We start from the raw sequence: 15,829 nt of genomic DNA on the forward strand, positions 1-15,829 counted from the left end.
TTCAATCCTCGTGAGTGGGTCAGGCGAACAGGTCAAGTTGCGCCGGGCCCTGCGGTTGTTCGATGGCCGGCTGCACATACGCGGCGCGGTTTCGGCGGTCTGCCGCCCAGCGCAGGAGCGTTGCGTGCCAGCCTGGGTGATGCCGCGACACGCGTGCGTGCATCAGGTGTACGCGCGCCATGTGGATGTGCAGCTCGCGGTCGTTCATGGCTGCTTCGCGTTATGCCGCGGGAGTCGCCAGATACTCGGCGTACTCGGGCCAGTACTTCTTCACGCTTTTGGCGTGCGCTGCGGCCGTGCTATCCCACTCAGCGACGACTGCCACGACGGTCGGCCAGTTGTCAGGATCGCCGCCGGCTGCGGCCGTCTCGGCACGCTTGCGCGCCAGATACTCGCCGTGGATTTTGTTGAACGCTGCCGCCACTTTCTCGGCGTCGTCTTTCGACGGCGCGCCAACCACGTCGTCAGGGCCTTGGATGTGGAGCATCCAGAGTTTGGTATCGCTCATATGCGTCTCTGCTTTAGTGGTGGGTCAGCGCCGCTTGACGAATTTGATCTCGACGCGATAGTTGAGCGCATCAGCGATGCAGACCAGGTTATCCATCGTCAAGGTCTGTCGCAGCGACTCGATGTTCGTAATCGAGGTTCTATTTAGCCCTACGGATTTTGCGAGATCGGATTGCGTGACGCCTTCCTTGATTCTCAGATCGCGTAGTTGATGCCGAATGTCGCTCATGCTCGTCTCACTCAATCGGTTGGGGTTCAGGCCGCCGCTTTTTCAGCGAGCGCCGCGTCGACCTTCGCACGCGACACACTGGCTTTTTCGGAGCGCTTGCGGCGCAGTGCGTGAGCAAGCTTCCATGCCGCGTCGGCGAACGTGATCCAGTACATCGGACGACGGCTATCGGTTCGAACCTCGTCGAGCACCCAAGAAGGAATTCGACCGAACGACAGAATCCCGGCAGCTTGGAATTTGCGCAGCGCTTCGAGGTCATCGCTGTTCATGCGTTGCGCGTCGAGCAGGCCGCCGTAGTCGACGCAGACGGTTTCGGCGTACAGGAGGATGCTGCGTTCGGTCTTGCTGAGTGCTTCGATGTCGATTTGGGTGGTCATGGCGATCTCAGGTTTGGGGTTCAAGCTGCTTGCGGACTGCTGCGGCGCGTGACTGCGAGTACTGCCGGGATGGCGCGCATCGGCATGGTCATCCGCCGAACATGTCGATGGTTTTGTTGTCGCGATCTTTCAATGCGTCCAGCGCTGCGAGGATGTCGCGCAGTCTGGCGCGCCCGTCGCCGCCGTACGGGAGCGCATCGCCGCTCCAGTCATGACGCGACAAGTCCTCCTCGCTCGTGACCTCGCTGCCGACGAGAATGGTCATGTCCGTGTCGGAACAGATTTCACGCCGCTCGAGCTTTGCGACGTTGAAAGCGTGGTCGGCATCCTCGGCCATCACCACTGCGGTCACTTCGAGCGTCACGAGATAAGGTTTTAGAATCGCAGTCATGATTGATCTCGAAAAAGAAGGGCCGGGGCTGCGCCCTCAAAGCCGCAGCTATCAGCAGCGGCTGGAGCGATTGATCAGTCGTCGTGACCGGGGTAGTAGGTGTTGATGTCGTCTTCGTTGCCGTCGACGATGAGCTTTGACTTCGCAGCGTAAAGCTGGAAGACGCGCTTATCGAAGCCTCGTACTGGTCCAACGAAAAAAGTCTTACTCGGGTCTTTTTCGTCGATCGTGACGCTGTACACGTGACCGTCATGCACGGCTATTCTGTAGGCGCACCGGTAGTGCTCTTTATCCGGCTGAGCATCCAGATAGATGTGATAGAAGTCTTTGAGCGTCGAATAGCGGCCGCCGTCCGTGCCGTCGCGCACGACAAGCGTAATGCGATCGGGCGAATCGCATGAGCACCCGATTTCGTCGTGTGCGTCTTTGATGAACTCTTCGACCAACGTCGATAACTTTATCTCCGCTGGCGCTGGAGCGAGCAGCTCTTTCATCTGCTCTTCGATTTGTCCCGCAATGCTGCCGCTTGTGTGCTGAGCGACTTGCGCACGGATGATTTTCAAGATCAGATCGTTGTAGCCAGGCAATCCGAGGTTATCGAAATCGACCTTAAGTGCACTTTCAACTGCCTTTTCGAGCTGCTTACCGAAGTCCGAATACGATCTGAGATGATCATTAATTATCGACGTGACGCACTTTGTCAGTTGCTCTTCGATAGCCTTCTCGATGACGCCGGACGCGACCACGTTGGAGAAGGCCGCATTTACTGCGCTTTGAAGTTGTTCCATTTATCGCTCCATTTCTCTTTTTAAAAAAGAACGGCCCATATTGGCGCCGGCTAACACGATTTGCGCAACTCGGCGAGGGGTTACTCGTACCAGCGTGCATACGGCTCGCTGTCGTGGTGTTGCAACGTCTCGTCGACGGGCCGCGACTGCTGGGCGGCGCGTTTCAGAATCTTCCCGAGCCCCACGGCAAGCACCATCTCTATGAGGATTGCTAATAAAACCCAAACGATGATCAACATCAGGTGAGCCTTTACGGGAACGTGTTGAAGGTTTAGCGCATGAGCCAGAAGCCGCCTGCGCGTGCGATTTCATTTCCGCCGTACTGGTGCACGGCACCGATGAGGAACGCGAGCAGGGTGCAGATAATCGCTGCGCGAATCCACTGAAAAAGAAGCTCTTTCATTTGACGAGGCCCATGATCATTTCGATGGGAGGCGCGATACCGGAAGCGGCCAGGTAGAGCAGGCCGAGGATCGCGAGCGGAAACCAGTCAGGAAGGTTGCGCATGGTCTATCGTCCGAAAGTGGCCGCGCCAGCGAAGTGGAACTTCGTGTCGGGATCGATGCCGCGCCGCGCGAGTTCGCGCAGCATGTGCGTCGCGCCGTCGTTCAGTTCGGCCGTGATGAACTGGGCGTTGCGCTCGGTGAAGCCGCGGCGCTTGAGTTCGCGGATCGCGTCGACGCAAGCGTTCGCGCTGATGAACGACGCGAGCAGCTCGGCATCGGTGCATTCTGAAAACGATCGTCCGAAGTCGCGCGGATCGGTCAGAGTGAAGATTTCCACTTGGTTCCTCGTTCTTTTTGTGGTGGACCGGGCGGGCGTCAGGCGACCTTGACGAATTGACCGCACGAGAAGACCTCGCCGGTCGCCTCGTAAAGCGCGCGGCACATCGCGTTGATGCTGCGGCGCAGTTCGTCGGTGCGGCTGTTCAGGTGCAGTGCGAGCGCAGCCAGGATTCGCTCTTTCAGTTCAAAGGCGAAGAGTGCGTCGATCTGTTGCGTGGCCATGGTGCTTTTCGCTCGAAGGTTGAGACGTTCAGACCGTCTATGGCTAGAACGATAGGCCATCTATGGATGATGTGTCAAGCCATTTACGGTCTGATATTTTCGAGGGCGAAAAAAATCCACGCCGCAGCGTGGATCGTTGTGTGTCGTGGTGGCCGCTTATTCGCCGCGGCCCACCCATTGGAAAACCGACCTGATGGAGCGGCCGAGCCCGGCGCCGATTAGAAGGAAAACGATTGAGACGGCGAGGCCGATCTCGGCGACACGCCCTAGTCCGCCAGCCCAGCCAGCTTGATATTCGGGGATGAATGCCCCGAACCACGCGTCTGCCAGTGGGGCATTGATGCTGAAGTGGAGTGCGCCGGCGAACGCCAGCGCCGCGGCCGCGCCGGACGCAATCACGCCGATCCATGCGGCGCGCTGTTGTCTGGTCCGGGAGCGCGGGAGTTTCATTCTGGTATCCACTTTCCGATGACGATGCCCACGATCCGCGAGCCTTTGGGCATTGCGAAGATCCGCTGGGGCCAGTTCGGGTTGAGTGCCTTGAGCATCATCGTCCCGTCGTCATCCATGAGCAGTTGCTTGAATGTGGCCTTGTCCTCGTGATCGACACGGACGACGACCATGCTCCTGTTGGTTGGCTCGCGCGCGGGATCCACGGCGATGAAGTCGCCGGGCGCGTAGGACTTTGGCCCGGTGGGGTCATAGTTGCTTTCGCCGACAACACGAAGAACGAAGGCGTTGGGACCGTGATTGAAAGGGCACGGTATCCAGTCTTCGGCGTCACCTGGTGCGAAGTTATCGATTACTTCGGTCCAGTTCCCAGCTTGCACCCACGAAATCAACGGCAGTTTTCCTCGAATGTCCGGTCCTTGGGCGACGTTTGGCTCAAGGATCTCTTTTTCTGTACGTGACAGAACTACGGCGCGTTCTTCTGGCGTCAGGCCGTGAACGTCCGTCTCTCCATACAGGTAGCTTACCGGCACATTAAAGGCCTCGGCAATCCGTTTCAGATTGTCGAGCGTTGCGTTTACCTCACCCCGTCTGATGCGGCCAATTGTGGTTTGTCCGATCCCCGTTTTGGCCGCCAGCTTCTGTTGGGTCCCAAGTGAAGGGACCGACTCCATGAGGCTGGACAGCTGCTTACCGACGATCGTTTTCGGTTGCTCTTTCATGTAGCCAATTATGGATTGCATCGACGGCCCTATGTGGCTTGTGTGAATAGCCATAAACGGTCTATACTCGGTGAAACTGTCACAGAGGTCCGAAAATGGTCCGTACCGAAAAACCGAGCGTGTTCGTGCGCCGTCGCCTGTCGGAGACGCGCGGGCGTTGGCCCGACGTTGCGAAGGGCTCCGGCATTTCGATCTCGACGATCCGCAAGATCGGCCAAGGCCAGATCAAGGATCCGGCTGTCAGCAAGATCGAAGCGCTCGCCGATTATTTCGCTCGTCTCGATGAGTTCGAGGCGGCAGGTGAGCAGGCCGTCGTTTGATTTCGTTAGTTGGATGTTAATCAACCGACGAATCAAGAAAAACCACAGAAAACAGGGGTCGTTCTATGAATTCAAGTTTGCGGGGCGCCTATCAGGCGATGTGCAAGAGGTTTGACGGCGGCGCTGATGCGATGGCCGCCGCGCTCGGGCTGACTGCGTCGGCTCTCCAGAACCGCATTTACGAGGTGAAGGGGCAGTCGGTGACCATCGAGCACGCGCTTGCGATGCAGTCGCTTACCGGCACCACGCTTTTCGCTGAAGCCATCGCGGTGCGCTCGGGCGGTTCGTTCTTCGCGCACCCCGAAATCGGCGAACTCGACAAGGACGAACTCCTCGCGAAATTCCAGCAGCTGCTTGACGCGTTCGGCCGTCTCAGCCGTCGTCACTCGGAAGCTATCGAGGATGGCGAAGTGGATGCCCGCGAGCGCTCAGACCTCTTGCGGCTGGCGGACGAAATGCACCGCTGCATCCAGGAGCTTCTGGCGCTTACATTCCGCATCTATTGCAAGGACGAAGCCGCTGGTGCTCACGCGCTGCGCAGCGTCGCCGACGTGGCTGGCGGTCGTGCAGGAGGGCGTGAGAGTGCCGCTTGATGAAATCATGATTGGCCGCGCGCTGGCGGACCAGCTGCCCGCTGACGAGGATTCGCGCGCTCGCGTGCGTTCTGTCGACGGGCATACCACGCATGTGCAGCTTGACTGGGCTGGCGGCGGCGCCAGCCTTTTTCTTTCCGCCTCCGACCTCGATGTTGACGTCGCCGCATTTGCGACGCGCTGGATCTTACCCGCGCTCGAGGGCGCTGTGTTTGAGGCTCCGCTGCTCTGCCTCTCGTGCGGCACCGCGAAGCGGATCGGCGCCGACCTTCCGTGTGGGCATTGAATGCGCGCGGCTGACGTTCTCCGCGAACTCGGGCGGCCGATCGCCTATTACCCCTATTTGAGCCGCTACCTGGGCGGCGTCAACGCGTCCGTGCTTTTCTGCCAGATCTTCTATTGGCAGGACAAGGCGACGAGCGCGCTGGGCGTGCACAAGACCGTTGAGGAGCTGCAGGCTGAGACGGGGCTGTCCTACGAAGAGCAGCGCGCGGCGCGCGCCAAGCTGCGTGATTGCGGCGTGCTCATCGAGACGGCGAAGCGCATCGAACATCGCACTTATTTCCGTATCGACGATGACGCGCTCGAGCGTCTTTTGTCAGGTGATCCGCCTGTGCGCGTGCGTCGAAAACGCGGTCCGGCCAAGTTGGAAAAGTCCATATCCCCAGATGGTAAAAGTCCATCTCGGGAGATGGACAAAGACCAGTTCGCGGGAGTGGAAAAACCCATGCCGCCGGATGGTGAAAACCCGTCCCGCGGCATGGGAGATTCCCATCCCGTTAACGGTACAGAGATTACTGCAGAGATTACTTCAGAGACTACAGCAGCAGCAGCGCGCGCGACGCCGCCTGTGGATAACTCTGCTGCCGCTGCTGCCGATGAGGAAAACGCAGACGACGAACCCGGCATCGCAGCGCCGGACGCAGAAGCGAACCTGTTGGCACTCCTGAAAACCCTCACCAACGTCGAAGTCGATCCGGTGGCCGACCGCGTGCTGGTGCTCACGTGGGTCGGCAAGGGCGTTACGGCCGCCCAGGTCCGCGAAGCCGCGCGCCGCGCCGCCAAGCGTCGCGAAAAGGCCGCCGATAGCCGTCCGATCTACGCCTCTTTCCTCGGCCGCTTCGTGGCCGAAGTGATGGCCGAGACCTCGACTTCGACGACGACGACCAGCGCGAGCGCGGACTGGTGGACCGGCGGTGACGCGGACATCGGCGCGCAGGGCCGGCGCGTGCGCGTCGAGCGTCGGTCGCACGAATCGACGCCCGAGTTTCTCGTCCGTGTTGCAAAGGCTTCTGGCCGTGGCCCATGGATCGATCACGTTTTGCAGTACTGGCGCGGCAACGTGCGCTTTGCACAGGTCTGCGAATTTCTTGCCGACGTCTTGCCGGCCGACTTTTAACGGATTTGCGAGGGGATTATGGGTACGCGGTGGTCCAAAGAAGAGATTGCGGAGCTGAAGCTGATCAGCGACAGCGGGATGGTGCTTTCCGAGCAGTTGCATCGGTTTCCGGGTCGCACGCTCTACGCGCTCAAAACGTTCGCCTCGAAGCGCGGGTTGAGCTTTCGCGGTGCGACGGACTGGTCCGAACAGGAGCGCGCTGCGCTTCGCGTCGTGTACGCGGGCCGCAAATCGATCAAAGCCGCCGCGCGCGATCTGTTGCCGAACCGCACCTATGCCGCAATCAAGGGCGAGGCGTACCGCTTGGGAATCCGCGTCAAGCACACCACCGGCCGCGTGGGCCGCTCGTGGGTCTGGGCTTCGATCGAGCAGTCCCTCGCCAAGGAAAGTTTGACGGTCGCACAGTTGGCTGAGCGGGCTGGCGCGTCTATCAATTCGGTCACCAAGGCGATCGAGCGTCGCCGGGCTGAAGTCCATATCGGTGACTGGCCTCGCGATCCCCTCACGGGTAAGCGCAGCGCAGCGTGGGAACTTGGCGCGGGCCGCGACGCGCCGCGGCCTGCCCGTAAAACCTCGCGTGAGTCTTGCCGCGATCAGCGGCTTAAAAAGCGTTTGCGCGCTGGAACGCTCGATCCGTTCGCGCACATGCGCATCCAGATGGCGGCGAGCGGGAGGGTGAACTGATGCTGTCGCGCAAAACGCCCATGAAGCGCACCGGCTTCAAACGTAAGCCGGATTGCCCGTTCAACAGCCTGTCGTCGCGCACGCCAATCGCGCGCTCGGCGCCGATGAAGCGCCGCACGCGTAAGCCGACGATTGCCGAAGGCTCACGTTATCTGGATGCGTGCCGTGGCGAGCAGTGCTATCTGCGCGTCGCCGGTGTGTGCTCGCATTGTTCAGAGTCGGTCGTGCCGTGCCATTCGAACCAGGCGCGCCACGGTAAAGGCATGGGCATCAAGGCGGCGCACGAGTTCACGGTGCCGGGTTGCCAGGCTTGCCACGCGTGGATTGACCAGGGAGCGGCGCCGCGCGAGGCGAAGTTCGGCGTTTGGGATTCGGCTTTTGAGCGCTGGGCGCCGGTCCGCGCGGCGAAGCTTGCCGCACTGGAGTCCGCCACATGATGCCGATGCTCACCTGCGAAGTGCCGAGCGTCGTGGCCGTCGAGCACGGCCGGTATCGCCGCGTCTCGTATGTGCCGGGCGATATCGAATACGAGGCTCGGCCGCGCGTCGTTCGGCGCATTCGTCGCGCGGACGGCTCGATCGAGCACGAACGCGTTGAGGTAGAGGTTTTTGTGCCGCGCGCGCGGCGCGCTGGCGTCGAGGCGCGGCGCGATGCGTGGCTTGACGCCGACGATCTCGGCGCGTGGCTGCGCTGCAAGGCGCTTGTCTCGAAGAACAGGAAAACCCTCCGGCCTTTTCTTGAATCCGGCGAACTTGAGCTGCGCACTGACGCTGACTGACTTTCGCCAAAAACCGCGTCACCTATTTAGGGAGCAAGTGCAATGGCTCGATTCCGCAAGAAGCCGGTCGTCATCGAGGCGATCACGTTCGAAGAACTCGTTGCGGCTGGTATCGCGACTGGCGCGCCGCTGACGAACGGATTTCCGTGGTCGTTCGAATACGCAGGCCACGCTATCACGCACGAAAACGACGACTGCTATCTCGTCCCCACGCTCGAAGGCTCGATGCGCTTCGAGCGCGGCGACATGCTTATCACCGGCGTGATGGGCGAAATTTACCCGTGCAAGGCGGACATTTTCGCCGCGACGTATGAGCCTGAGGCGGTTGTTCGGCGCACTGTCGTCGAATTTGAAATCCCCGAATCGCGCAAGTTTCGCGTGATGAGCTTGGGCGTTCCAGAAGACGTAGTCGCTGATTCCTGGGATACCGCGAGCGGCACGCTGATCCTCAAGCGCGCCGGCCAGGTTGTGGCGTCGTTCAGGGATTGGTCCGGCTTTACCACTGAATAACGCAGGGAGCGCCGACGATGCAACGCACTCAACACCCTTCCAATAACGCAGTTCTCGGCGCGCCCGTTGGCTGGGATCAGCGCGAGCTGCCGTGCGATGCATTGCCCGTCACGCGAGTGGTTGCGGACGGTGTTCCGCACGTCGTTTCGTTCTGGCGTCCGTCGCCCGACGAGTTAGCCGCGCTCGCAGCGGGCGCGCTCGTGGAGTTGTGGACGGTAGGAAGTACCACGCCGCCGGTGGCTTTGGCTGTCGGCAGCGATCTTTGACAGCAGCACTCAACAGGAAATCGTCATGACCAAGGATTACATCGGTACGAAGATCATCACGGCGTGGCCGGAATTGCGCGATGGCCGCGATGGCTATGCAGTCAAGTACTCGGACGGGTACACGAGTTGGTCGCCGGCAGACACGTTCGAGGATGCGTATCGCGCGATCGAGGGCGTTGCGCAGGCCCTGACTTTCGGCGATGCGCTCGTGCTTTTGAAGGCCGGCAAGAAGCTTGCGCGGCGCGGCTGGAATGGCCAAGGCATGTTCGTGTTCCTCGTGTCCGGCTCGACGTTCAGGGTCAACCGCGCGCCGCTGCTTGGCATCTATCCGGAGGGGACCGAGATCAATTACCGGCCGCACCTCGATTTGCGCGCGGCCGACGGTTCGATCGCGACGTGGGCGCCGAGCGGTTCCGATGCGCTCGCGAACGATTGGATGGTCGTCGAATAACTCAGGGAGCGGCGAACTGGGGCGGCGGCTGTAGCGCGTAAGACCCCGGGCGTCTGGCTTGTGCAGCGGTTCGATAAGTGATCGACTTTTTTATACGGAGCAACTGAAATGCCTTCGAAACTTCTGAAATTTCTTCTGATGTCGGCGTTGCCGATGTTCGCTACTGAAGACGACGCGGCGGCCGCTGCGGGAAACGATGCTGGTGGTGCCTCGTCGGGCGCGCAGTCCACGGGCGAGACGTCTGCCAGCGATGCCTTGACCTCGGGCAGCGCAGTTGACGCGGGAAACGCGGGTGCGGTCGCTGGGGATGCGGAGCAATCGGCTCTGACGGCTACCGCACCTACTGTCGCGGATGTTTCAACGGACGCTTCGAACCAGGCATCCACCTCTACGGGCGCTGCGTCGACGTCCGAGACGATGCAGCCCGAACCGACGTTGATCGATGGCTCAACGCAACAAGCATCGGACGCGTTCGCGGGTGACTTGGGAAACGTGAGCGGCGCGGTGGCCGATGCCAAGAATGCGCTGGATGGCTCGATGACTGCGCCGAATTCGGATGTGGTGTCATCGACCCAGATGACCCAGGAATCGAGCCTTGGTTCATCTGGTGACGCGCAGGAGGCTGGCGCGTCCGCATCGGGGGAGTCGCAGACGTCTTCTTCGATCGGCGAGCCTGGCGGCTCTATTTCGACCTCGGACACGTCTATCTCGGCATCTGACGCGCCGGCGGTCGCGGCGCTGGGGGAAGGCGTTGCATCGCTTGCGGCGTCCCAATCCGCAAGCGACACCTCATTGTCTGTTTCGAGTGCATCGCAAGGCGACGGCACCGAGGGGGCTATCCAGACCGATGCCGATACCCGTGACTGGCTATCGCAGCACCAGGAGGACTATGCGAACGGTTTGAAATGTTCACTGCATGGTCTGGACGCGACGGATATGTCGCGCGATGAGCTGATTGCATTCGTGGGGTTCCTCGACGACACGCTCACCAACATGCGTTTGCCCAAGGACGCCGAACCCGCGCAGTCGGCGGAACGCGAGGTCCATCAGGGCGACTACGACGCCGGGTTGGCTTGCTCGAGCAATGGCGTGGCCGTCGCGGACATGTCGCGCGATGAACTGGTCGCGTTCGTTGGCGTGCTCGATGCTGCGTCTGGTGGTCTCGGCCGCCGCGCTGCGGCCGTCGCTGAATAAGGACGCGCCTATGACTCAGCGCGTGATCGACTGGACCGAGGTATTTGAGGATTTTCGTCGCGCCGGTTTGCGCGACGCGGCCATCGTTCGCGCGCTGGGCGTAAGCCCGACGGCGGTTCGGAACTACCGCAACGGCATCGACGAGCCAAGTCACCGGCGCGGCGAGGCCATTCTCGCGCTGTGGTGCCGCGTGACGAGCAAGCCGCTCGACGTGGCGCCGCGCACAAATTACGTTGCCAGCGCTGCGACGGTCACGCGCAGCCGCACGCCGCGCGCATGTGTCGCCGATGGATTCGCCGCGCTCGACGCTGTGTTCCGCCCGGGCATCGCCCAGGTTATAGAAAAGGTGTCGCTTACAAGCGACCGTCGCGAGCCGGAAGGCCCGGTCTCGCTTACGCTACCGGGGTTCGAAATATGAAATCGGGGTTCTGTGCGTATGGCTGATCGAGAACTCACGCCGCGCGAGCAGAGATTCTGCGAAGAGTATCTCGTCGATCTGTCTCAGGCGAACGCCGCTCACCGCGCTGGCTACAGCAAAAACGGGGCGAGGCAGACGGGATATAACCTGATGCAGCGGCCCGCCGTGTGCGCCGAAATAAATCGCTTGATGGCTGAGCGATCTGAGCGTGTGAGAGTGACGGCGGACGAGGTTCTCAACGAACTGACCGCGGTGATGCGTGCCGATGCGTCCGAGATCGCTGAAATCTGGCGATGCTGCTGCCGCTATTGTTGGGGTGCGGGCCACGCTTACCAATTCAAGACGCTGCGCGAGTTGGAAGATGCACGTCGACGTCACGCGATTGATCTGAAACGCGCACGTGCCGCCAAGGTGCCTAAGGCAGCGCTTCCCGTGTTCGACGAGTCTGGTGGCGTTGGCTTCAATGCGAACCGTGAGCCTTGCCCTGATTGCCCTGAATGCGAAGGTTATGGGTTCGAGCGCGTGCGGTTGCGCGATACGCGCACGCTCGTCGGCGACGCGAAGCGGCTGTTCGATGGGGTGAAGCAGACGAAAGAGGGCGTGGAGACTAAGGTTCGCGATCGCACGAAGGCGGCCGAACTCATCGGGCGACATCTCGGAATGTTCAACGACAAGCTGGAGTTGACGCGGCCGAAGGTACGCGTCAAGGATCTGACTGGACGTCGGAAAGTCGATAATGCTGGAACGAAATAGGAGGCGCTATGTTTCACGAGGATCGTGAGTTGCTTGCGCGGGCCGCGCGCGCTGCTGGGATTGTCGATTTTGAGTTCGATGAGACGTGCTCTGGCACGTGGGCGATTTTTCATGGTGACGGGCACCACACATGCTGGAATCCGCTCGACGACGACGGCGATGCGTTGAGGCTTGCTGTGCGGCTGAGTCTTCACATGCAGATCAATGCCGGAGGTGAAATCAAATTCGTCGTCGCTGGTGTTGAGAATCCCGATTGGGATCGGTATTGCGATCCGGACGAATCGAAATGGACTGCCGAGGTCAGCATTCGCGATGACGCGTGCGCTGCGACGCGTCGCGCCATCGTCATTGCGGCTGCTTCGTGCGCTGACGCATGAGCGACGAAATCGAATTTCGCTATCTGCCGCAAGGCGACACGCTCGAGGAATACATCCTCGAGCGTGAGCGCCGCGTGATCATTCGCGGGCCGCTCGGCAGCGGCAAAACGAACGCCAGTTGCTGGAAAGGCTTTCGTATCGCGTGTGAACAGGAGCCGGATGCATACGGCGTGCGGCGCACGCGCGGCATCGCGGTGCGCAACACCTATTCTGATCTGTCGTCGACCACGATCAAGGACTGGCTGGACATGTTCGAGGATCTCGGCCGATACGTGGCCGGCGGACGCGAGCCGCCGACGCACTATCTGTCGTTCGACCTGGAGGACGGGACGTCCGTCGAGGCCGAGGTGATGTTCATCGCGTTCGATCGACCAGAGCACGTGAAGAAAGCGCGCGGCCTTCAGGCGACGTGGGTGTGGCTGAACGAGGTGAAGGAATTGTCCAAGGCCGTCGTCGACATGCTGGACTTGCGCGTTGGCCGCTATCCGAAGGACGTGCACCCGTCGTGGTACGGGATCTTCGGCGACACGAACTCGCCAGACAACGACCATTGGCTGTATGAGCTAGCCGAGGAGTTGAAGCCTAAGGGCTGGAAATTCCTGACCCAGCCAGGCGGTGTCGTGCGCAATGGCGAAGATTGGGTAGTGAATCCAAAGGCCGAGAACATCCAGAACCTGCCAGCGGGCTATTACCTTGATGGCATGCAGGGCAAGAAACAGGACTGGATCAAGGTCAACCTTGGGAACGAATACGGCTTCGTGATCGATGGTCGTCCTATTCATCCAGACTATGTCGATTCGCTGCATTGCCGCGTGTTCGAGATCGGTCGCGGCGCGCCTGTCTACATCGGCATGGACTTCGGTCTCACGCCAGCCGCGGTGTTTGCGCAGCGCAAGGCGATGGGCGGCTGGCGTGTGCATTCGGAGCTGGTGGCGACCAGCATGGGCGCGCGCAAGTTCGCTGACGAAATCCATCGGCACATTGAATTGCACTATCCCGACATGCAGATCCTGCCTATCTCAGGCGACCCAGCAGGCGATCAGCGCTCTCAAGCGGATGACGAAGAAACGCCGTTCAAGATCCTGCGTGCTGCCGGGCTAGAGGCTAAGCCCGCGCCGACCAATGACACGATGCTGCGCTATGGCGCCGTTGACGGGACGCTAACGCGACTGATCGACGGAGAGCCTGGCATTCTCATCCACCCCAATTGCAAGACGCTCCGCAAAGCGCTTTCGGGCGGATACTGCTTCAGGCGTCTTCAGGTCTCGGGTGAACGGTTCGCCGACAAGGCAGAGAAAAACATGTATTCGCACGTTGCCGAAGCGTTGCAGTATCTGCTGGTCGGCGCGGGCGAGCATAAGCCGCTGGTTCAGCGCAAGCGCACAACCGCACTACCGAAGCGCGCCATCACTGACTGACCTCGCAGGATAGTGCGTGGCCGATCCCCGAGCATGCGTTCTCATACGCATATTCTGGATTGGCAATGACCACCTTGTTCAGCTCGCCCAGCATCCCCAAGACGACTGCGACAAACACGCCGGCGATCACCGACACGACGCGGGCGCAGCAAGATGCGCAAGATCGTTTGCAGCGGCGCAAGGGCGTCACCGCGACCATTTCAGCCGGTGATAACGCGACGGTTTCGCCGGGCAGCGTTGCCACGAAAACCCTGCTGGGGTCGTAATGGCGAGCGATGAAAAGGACCTGGTCTCGTCGGTCCACAACGATCTCGCGGAAATGAAGAAGTGTCGTTCTTCGTTCGAGGCGACGTGGAACGAGATCATCGATTTCATGATGCCGCGCATGAGCGGCTTTAATCGGAAGAGCGACCCGGGCAAGCTTCGCAACTCGCGCATTTTTGACTCGACCGCGGCGCAGGCGCTGCGCAACTTTACTGCGGCCATCGATTCGATGATCACGCCGCACACACAGGTTTGGCACCGCCTTGCGACGGACAACAAGAGTCTGGCCGACAACGAGAACGTCCGCGCATACCTAGACCAGGTCGTGCAGATCCTGTTCGCGGTGCGTTATTCATGGCGTAGCGGGTTCACGACGCAGATCGGCCAGTCGTATCAGAGCCTAGGTCTGTTCGGTAACGGCCCGCTCATGATCGAGGAAGTTGTCGGGCAGGGGATCCGCTACCGCGCGCGGCCGCTCAAGGGGTTCTATTTCGTCGAGAACGCGGCGGGTTTCGTCGACAAGTCGTGCGATTGCTGGACGCTGAGCGCTCGTCAGGCCGTGCAGAAGTTCGGCATGGACAAGCTGCCGATTCACATGCAGAAAGCGTTTGAGCGCACGCCCGAGGCGAAGTTCGAATTCATCCACCGCGTGCAACCACGAGCGGATCGCGTCGCCGGGCGCATGGACGCGCTCAATATGGCGTTCGAATCTGCTTGGGTGTGGAATGGCGAACTCATTGCCCTGTCCGGATTCCGCACCTATCCCTATGCCGTTGGCCGCTTCTACGTTGATTCGGATACGCAGTATGGCGGCTCGCCCGCCGAGGACTCGCTGCCCGATATCAAGATGGTTAATGAGATGGAGCGCACGATCATTCGCGGCGCACAGAAGGCGGTAGAGCCGCCGCTGTTGCTCACGGAAGACGGCGTTCTCGAAGGCTTCGATTTACGTTCTGGCGCGCTCAATCATGGCGGCCTTGATCCGCAGGGCAATCAGCTCGTTAAGCCTCTGCAGACCGGCGAGAACATTCAGTTCGGCACGCAGTACGCGGACTCGAAGCGCCAGACGATCAACGCATCGTTTTACGTCACGCTGTTTCAGATATTGACTGAAGCGCCGCAGATGACGGCGACCGAGGTGCTCGAGCGCGCGCAAGAGAAGGGCATTCTGCTGGCGCCGACGATGGGCCGGGTGCAAACCGAAATGCTCGGCCAGATGATTGAGCGAGAACTCGACATTTGCGCTCACGTGCCAGGTCTGTTGCCGCCGATGCCTCCTGAAATGATCGAGGCGGGCGCGAACGTCAACATCATTTACGACAGCCCGCTCAACAAGGCGATGCGAGCTAGCGAAGGCACCGCCGTTCTGCAGTGGGTCCAGCAGGTCGCAACCGTTGCGCAGCTCGACCAGGGTGCGCTCAAGGTGATCGATGGGCAAGCGGTCGCGCGCGGCCTCGCGGACATTGGCGGTGTGCCCGTCAAGTATCTCGTCTCTGAAGACCAGATCGCTCAGCAGCAAGCTGCCGAACAGCAGGCCGCGCAGCTCACGAACATCCTCAACGCCGCGCCGCAGGCTGCATCTGCTGCAAAAGACTTCGCGTCCGCGGCGCAAATGTCGGGAGCGCCTGGCGTATGAGCAAGCTAACAGACCGCATCTTTGCGCGGCTTCGCCGCCGCAAGGCTTACGCCGAGTGCTTTCTTGATGACAGCGGAAATCTGACGCCGGCCGCGCGCGCGGTGATGACAGATCTCGCGCACTTCTGTCGTGTCTATCGCTCGACTGTCGTTGTGTCGCCCGTGTCGCGCAGCGTTGATACGCATGCGTCGATGCTTGCCGAAGGTCGTCGCGAAGTGTTCAACCGGTTGTTTTCGATCCTTCGCATTACCGACGAACAGATTCTGAGCGAGCAAGACCATGCCGAATCCGAGTGAG

29 protein-coding genes are annotated in these 15,829 nt (G+C 60.8%); 17 read left to right on the forward strand and 12 right to left on the reverse strand.

The annotated features are described in order from the left end of the window. Nucleotides 1-19: 19 nt before the first annotated feature. The 11 genes from U5A67_RS19575 to U5A67_RS19625 form a co-directional block, all read right to left on the reverse strand. Nucleotides 20-208 (reverse strand): hypothetical protein, encoded by a 189-nt coding sequence (locus U5A67_RS19575; RefSeq protein ID WP_321814613.1) that lies wholly within the window; start codon nt 206-208, stop codon nt 20-22. 12 nt (nt 209-220) lie between these two features. Next, nucleotides 221-508, reverse strand: a complete 288-nt coding sequence (locus tag U5A67_RS19580; RefSeq protein WP_321814612.1) for a hypothetical protein — start codon at nt 506-508, stop codon at nt 221-223. Between the two features lie 24 nt (nt 509-532). Continuing rightward, the gene (locus U5A67_RS19585) at nt 533-736 is read right to left on the reverse strand and encodes a helix-turn-helix transcriptional regulator (protein WP_321814611.1); all 204 of its coding nucleotides are present in this window, start codon (nt 734-736) and stop codon (nt 533-535) included. A 26-nt stretch (nt 737-762) separates the two neighbouring features. Continuing rightward, a complete protein-coding gene (locus U5A67_RS19590) occupies nt 763-1,113 on the reverse strand; it encodes a hypothetical protein (RefSeq protein WP_321814610.1) in 351 nt (116 codons plus the stop codon). Between the two features lie 88 nt (nt 1,114-1,201). After that, entirely contained in the window at nt 1,202-1,504 is a 303-nt protein-coding gene (locus tag U5A67_RS19595; protein WP_321814609.1) for a hypothetical protein, read from the reverse strand. Between the two features lie 74 nt (nt 1,505-1,578). Continuing rightward, on the reverse strand, nt 1,579-2,292 hold the full coding sequence (locus U5A67_RS19600; protein WP_321814608.1) for a hypothetical protein: 714 nt from the start codon (nt 2,290-2,292) through the stop codon (nt 1,579-1,581). Nucleotides 2,293-2,372: 80 nt separating this feature from the next. Then, entirely contained in the window at nt 2,373-2,531 is a 159-nt protein-coding gene (locus U5A67_RS19605) for a hypothetical protein (RefSeq protein WP_321814607.1), read from the reverse strand. A gap of 271 nt (nt 2,532-2,802) precedes the next feature. After that, nucleotides 2,803-3,075 (reverse strand): hypothetical protein, encoded by a 273-nt coding sequence (locus tag U5A67_RS19610; RefSeq protein WP_321814606.1) that lies wholly within the window; start codon nt 3,073-3,075, stop codon nt 2,803-2,805. Between the two features lie 38 nt (nt 3,076-3,113). Continuing rightward, on the reverse strand, nt 3,114-3,299 hold the full coding sequence (locus U5A67_RS19615) for a hypothetical protein (RefSeq protein WP_321814605.1): 186 nt from the start codon (nt 3,297-3,299) through the stop codon (nt 3,114-3,116). 156 nt (nt 3,300-3,455) lie between these two features. Continuing rightward, nucleotides 3,456-3,749: a hypothetical protein gene (locus tag U5A67_RS19620; RefSeq protein WP_321814604.1), complete on the reverse strand. Its 294-nt coding sequence runs from the start codon at nt 3,747-3,749 to the stop codon at nt 3,456-3,458. Beyond that, entirely contained in the window at nt 3,746-4,471 is a 726-nt protein-coding gene (locus U5A67_RS19625) for an XRE family transcriptional regulator (protein ID WP_321959734.1), read from the reverse strand. The genes U5A67_RS19620 and U5A67_RS19625 overlap by 4 nt, the downstream gene beginning before the upstream one ends. A 95-nt stretch (nt 4,472-4,566) precedes the next feature. Here U5A67_RS19625 and U5A67_RS19630 point away from each other — a divergent pair, with 95 nt between their 5' ends. From U5A67_RS19630 to U5A67_RS19710, 17 genes are all read left to right on the forward strand, one after another. Then, entirely contained in the window at nt 4,567-4,791 is a 225-nt protein-coding gene (locus tag U5A67_RS19630) for a hypothetical protein (RefSeq protein WP_321959735.1), read from the forward strand. Between the two features lie 65 nt (nt 4,792-4,856). Further along, on the forward strand, nt 4,857-5,384 hold the full coding sequence (locus U5A67_RS19635; protein WP_321814601.1) for a YmfL family putative regulatory protein: 528 nt from the start codon (nt 4,857-4,859) through the stop codon (nt 5,382-5,384). Continuing rightward, nucleotides 5,374-5,670, forward strand: a complete 297-nt coding sequence (locus U5A67_RS19640) for a hypothetical protein (RefSeq protein ID WP_321814600.1) — start codon at nt 5,374-5,376, stop codon at nt 5,668-5,670. Before U5A67_RS19635 ends, U5A67_RS19640 begins: the two co-directional genes overlap by 11 nt. Beyond that, nucleotides 5,671-6,783: a hypothetical protein gene (locus U5A67_RS19645; protein WP_321814599.1), complete on the forward strand. Its 1,113-nt coding sequence runs from the start codon at nt 5,671-5,673 to the stop codon at nt 6,781-6,783. It begins immediately after the preceding gene. Nucleotides 6,784-6,801: 18 nt separating this feature from the next. Further along, the gene (locus U5A67_RS19650) at nt 6,802-7,467 is read left to right on the forward strand and encodes a hypothetical protein (protein WP_321814598.1); all 666 of its coding nucleotides are present in this window, start codon (nt 6,802-6,804) and stop codon (nt 7,465-7,467) included. A gap of 20 nt (nt 7,468-7,487) precedes the next feature. Further along, nucleotides 7,488-7,904 carry a nuclease domain-containing protein gene (locus U5A67_RS19655; protein ID WP_321814681.1) on the forward strand — a complete coding sequence of 139 codons (417 nt, stop codon included), beginning with the start codon at nt 7,488-7,490 and terminating at the stop codon, nt 7,902-7,904. Next, a complete protein-coding gene (locus U5A67_RS19660; protein WP_321814597.1) occupies nt 7,901-8,245 on the forward strand; it encodes a hypothetical protein in 345 nt (114 codons plus the stop codon). Before U5A67_RS19655 ends, U5A67_RS19660 begins: the two co-directional genes overlap by 4 nt. Nucleotides 8,246-8,287: 42 nt before the next feature. Further along, entirely contained in the window at nt 8,288-8,755 is a 468-nt protein-coding gene (locus tag U5A67_RS19665) for a hypothetical protein (protein ID WP_321814596.1), read from the forward strand. Between the two features lie 17 nt (nt 8,756-8,772). Next, entirely contained in the window at nt 8,773-9,021 is a 249-nt protein-coding gene (locus tag U5A67_RS19670) for a hypothetical protein (protein WP_321814595.1), read from the forward strand. 25 nt (nt 9,022-9,046) lie between these two features. Then, nucleotides 9,047-9,472 (forward strand): DUF2829 domain-containing protein, encoded by a 426-nt coding sequence (locus U5A67_RS19675; protein WP_321814594.1) that lies wholly within the window; start codon nt 9,047-9,049, stop codon nt 9,470-9,472. Between the two features lie 108 nt (nt 9,473-9,580). Continuing rightward, nucleotides 9,581-10,666, forward strand: a complete 1,086-nt coding sequence (locus U5A67_RS19680) for a hypothetical protein (RefSeq protein ID WP_321814593.1) — start codon at nt 9,581-9,583, stop codon at nt 10,664-10,666. Nucleotides 10,667-10,676: 10 nt separating this feature from the next. After that, complete coding sequence (locus U5A67_RS19685; RefSeq protein ID WP_321814592.1) at nt 10,677-11,084, forward strand: hypothetical protein; 408 nt, start codon at nt 10,677-10,679, stop codon at nt 11,082-11,084. A gap of 18 nt (nt 11,085-11,102) precedes the next feature. After that, nucleotides 11,103-11,837, forward strand: a complete 735-nt coding sequence (locus U5A67_RS19690) for a terminase small subunit (RefSeq protein ID WP_321814591.1) — start codon at nt 11,103-11,105, stop codon at nt 11,835-11,837. An 8-nt stretch (nt 11,838-11,845) separates the two neighbouring features. Further along, nucleotides 11,846-12,214 carry a hypothetical protein gene (locus U5A67_RS19695; protein WP_321814590.1) on the forward strand — a complete coding sequence of 123 codons (369 nt, stop codon included), beginning with the start codon at nt 11,846-11,848 and terminating at the stop codon, nt 12,212-12,214. Further along, entirely contained in the window at nt 12,211-13,632 is a 1,422-nt protein-coding gene (locus U5A67_RS19700) for a TerL (protein ID WP_321814589.1), read from the forward strand. Before U5A67_RS19695 ends, U5A67_RS19700 begins: the two co-directional genes overlap by 4 nt. A gap of 65 nt (nt 13,633-13,697) precedes the next feature. Then, entirely contained in the window at nt 13,698-13,898 is a 201-nt protein-coding gene (locus U5A67_RS19705; protein WP_321814588.1) for a hypothetical protein, read from the forward strand. Then, nucleotides 13,898-15,532 (forward strand): portal protein, encoded by a 1,635-nt coding sequence (locus U5A67_RS19710; RefSeq protein ID WP_321814587.1) that lies wholly within the window; start codon nt 13,898-13,900, stop codon nt 15,530-15,532. Before U5A67_RS19705 ends, U5A67_RS19710 begins: the two co-directional genes overlap by 1 nt. A 5-nt stretch (nt 15,533-15,537) precedes the next feature. Here the strand turns inward: U5A67_RS19710 and U5A67_RS19715 are convergent, their stop codons facing one another. Beyond that, a complete protein-coding gene (locus U5A67_RS19715) occupies nt 15,538-15,813 on the reverse strand; it encodes a hypothetical protein (RefSeq protein ID WP_321814586.1) in 276 nt (91 codons plus the stop codon). Nucleotides 15,814-15,829 lie beyond the last annotated feature (16 nt).

Source organism: Paraburkholderia sp. J69-1 (assembly GCF_905220255.1).
Lineage (GTDB): Bacteria > Pseudomonadota > Gammaproteobacteria > Burkholderiales > Burkholderiaceae > Paraburkholderia.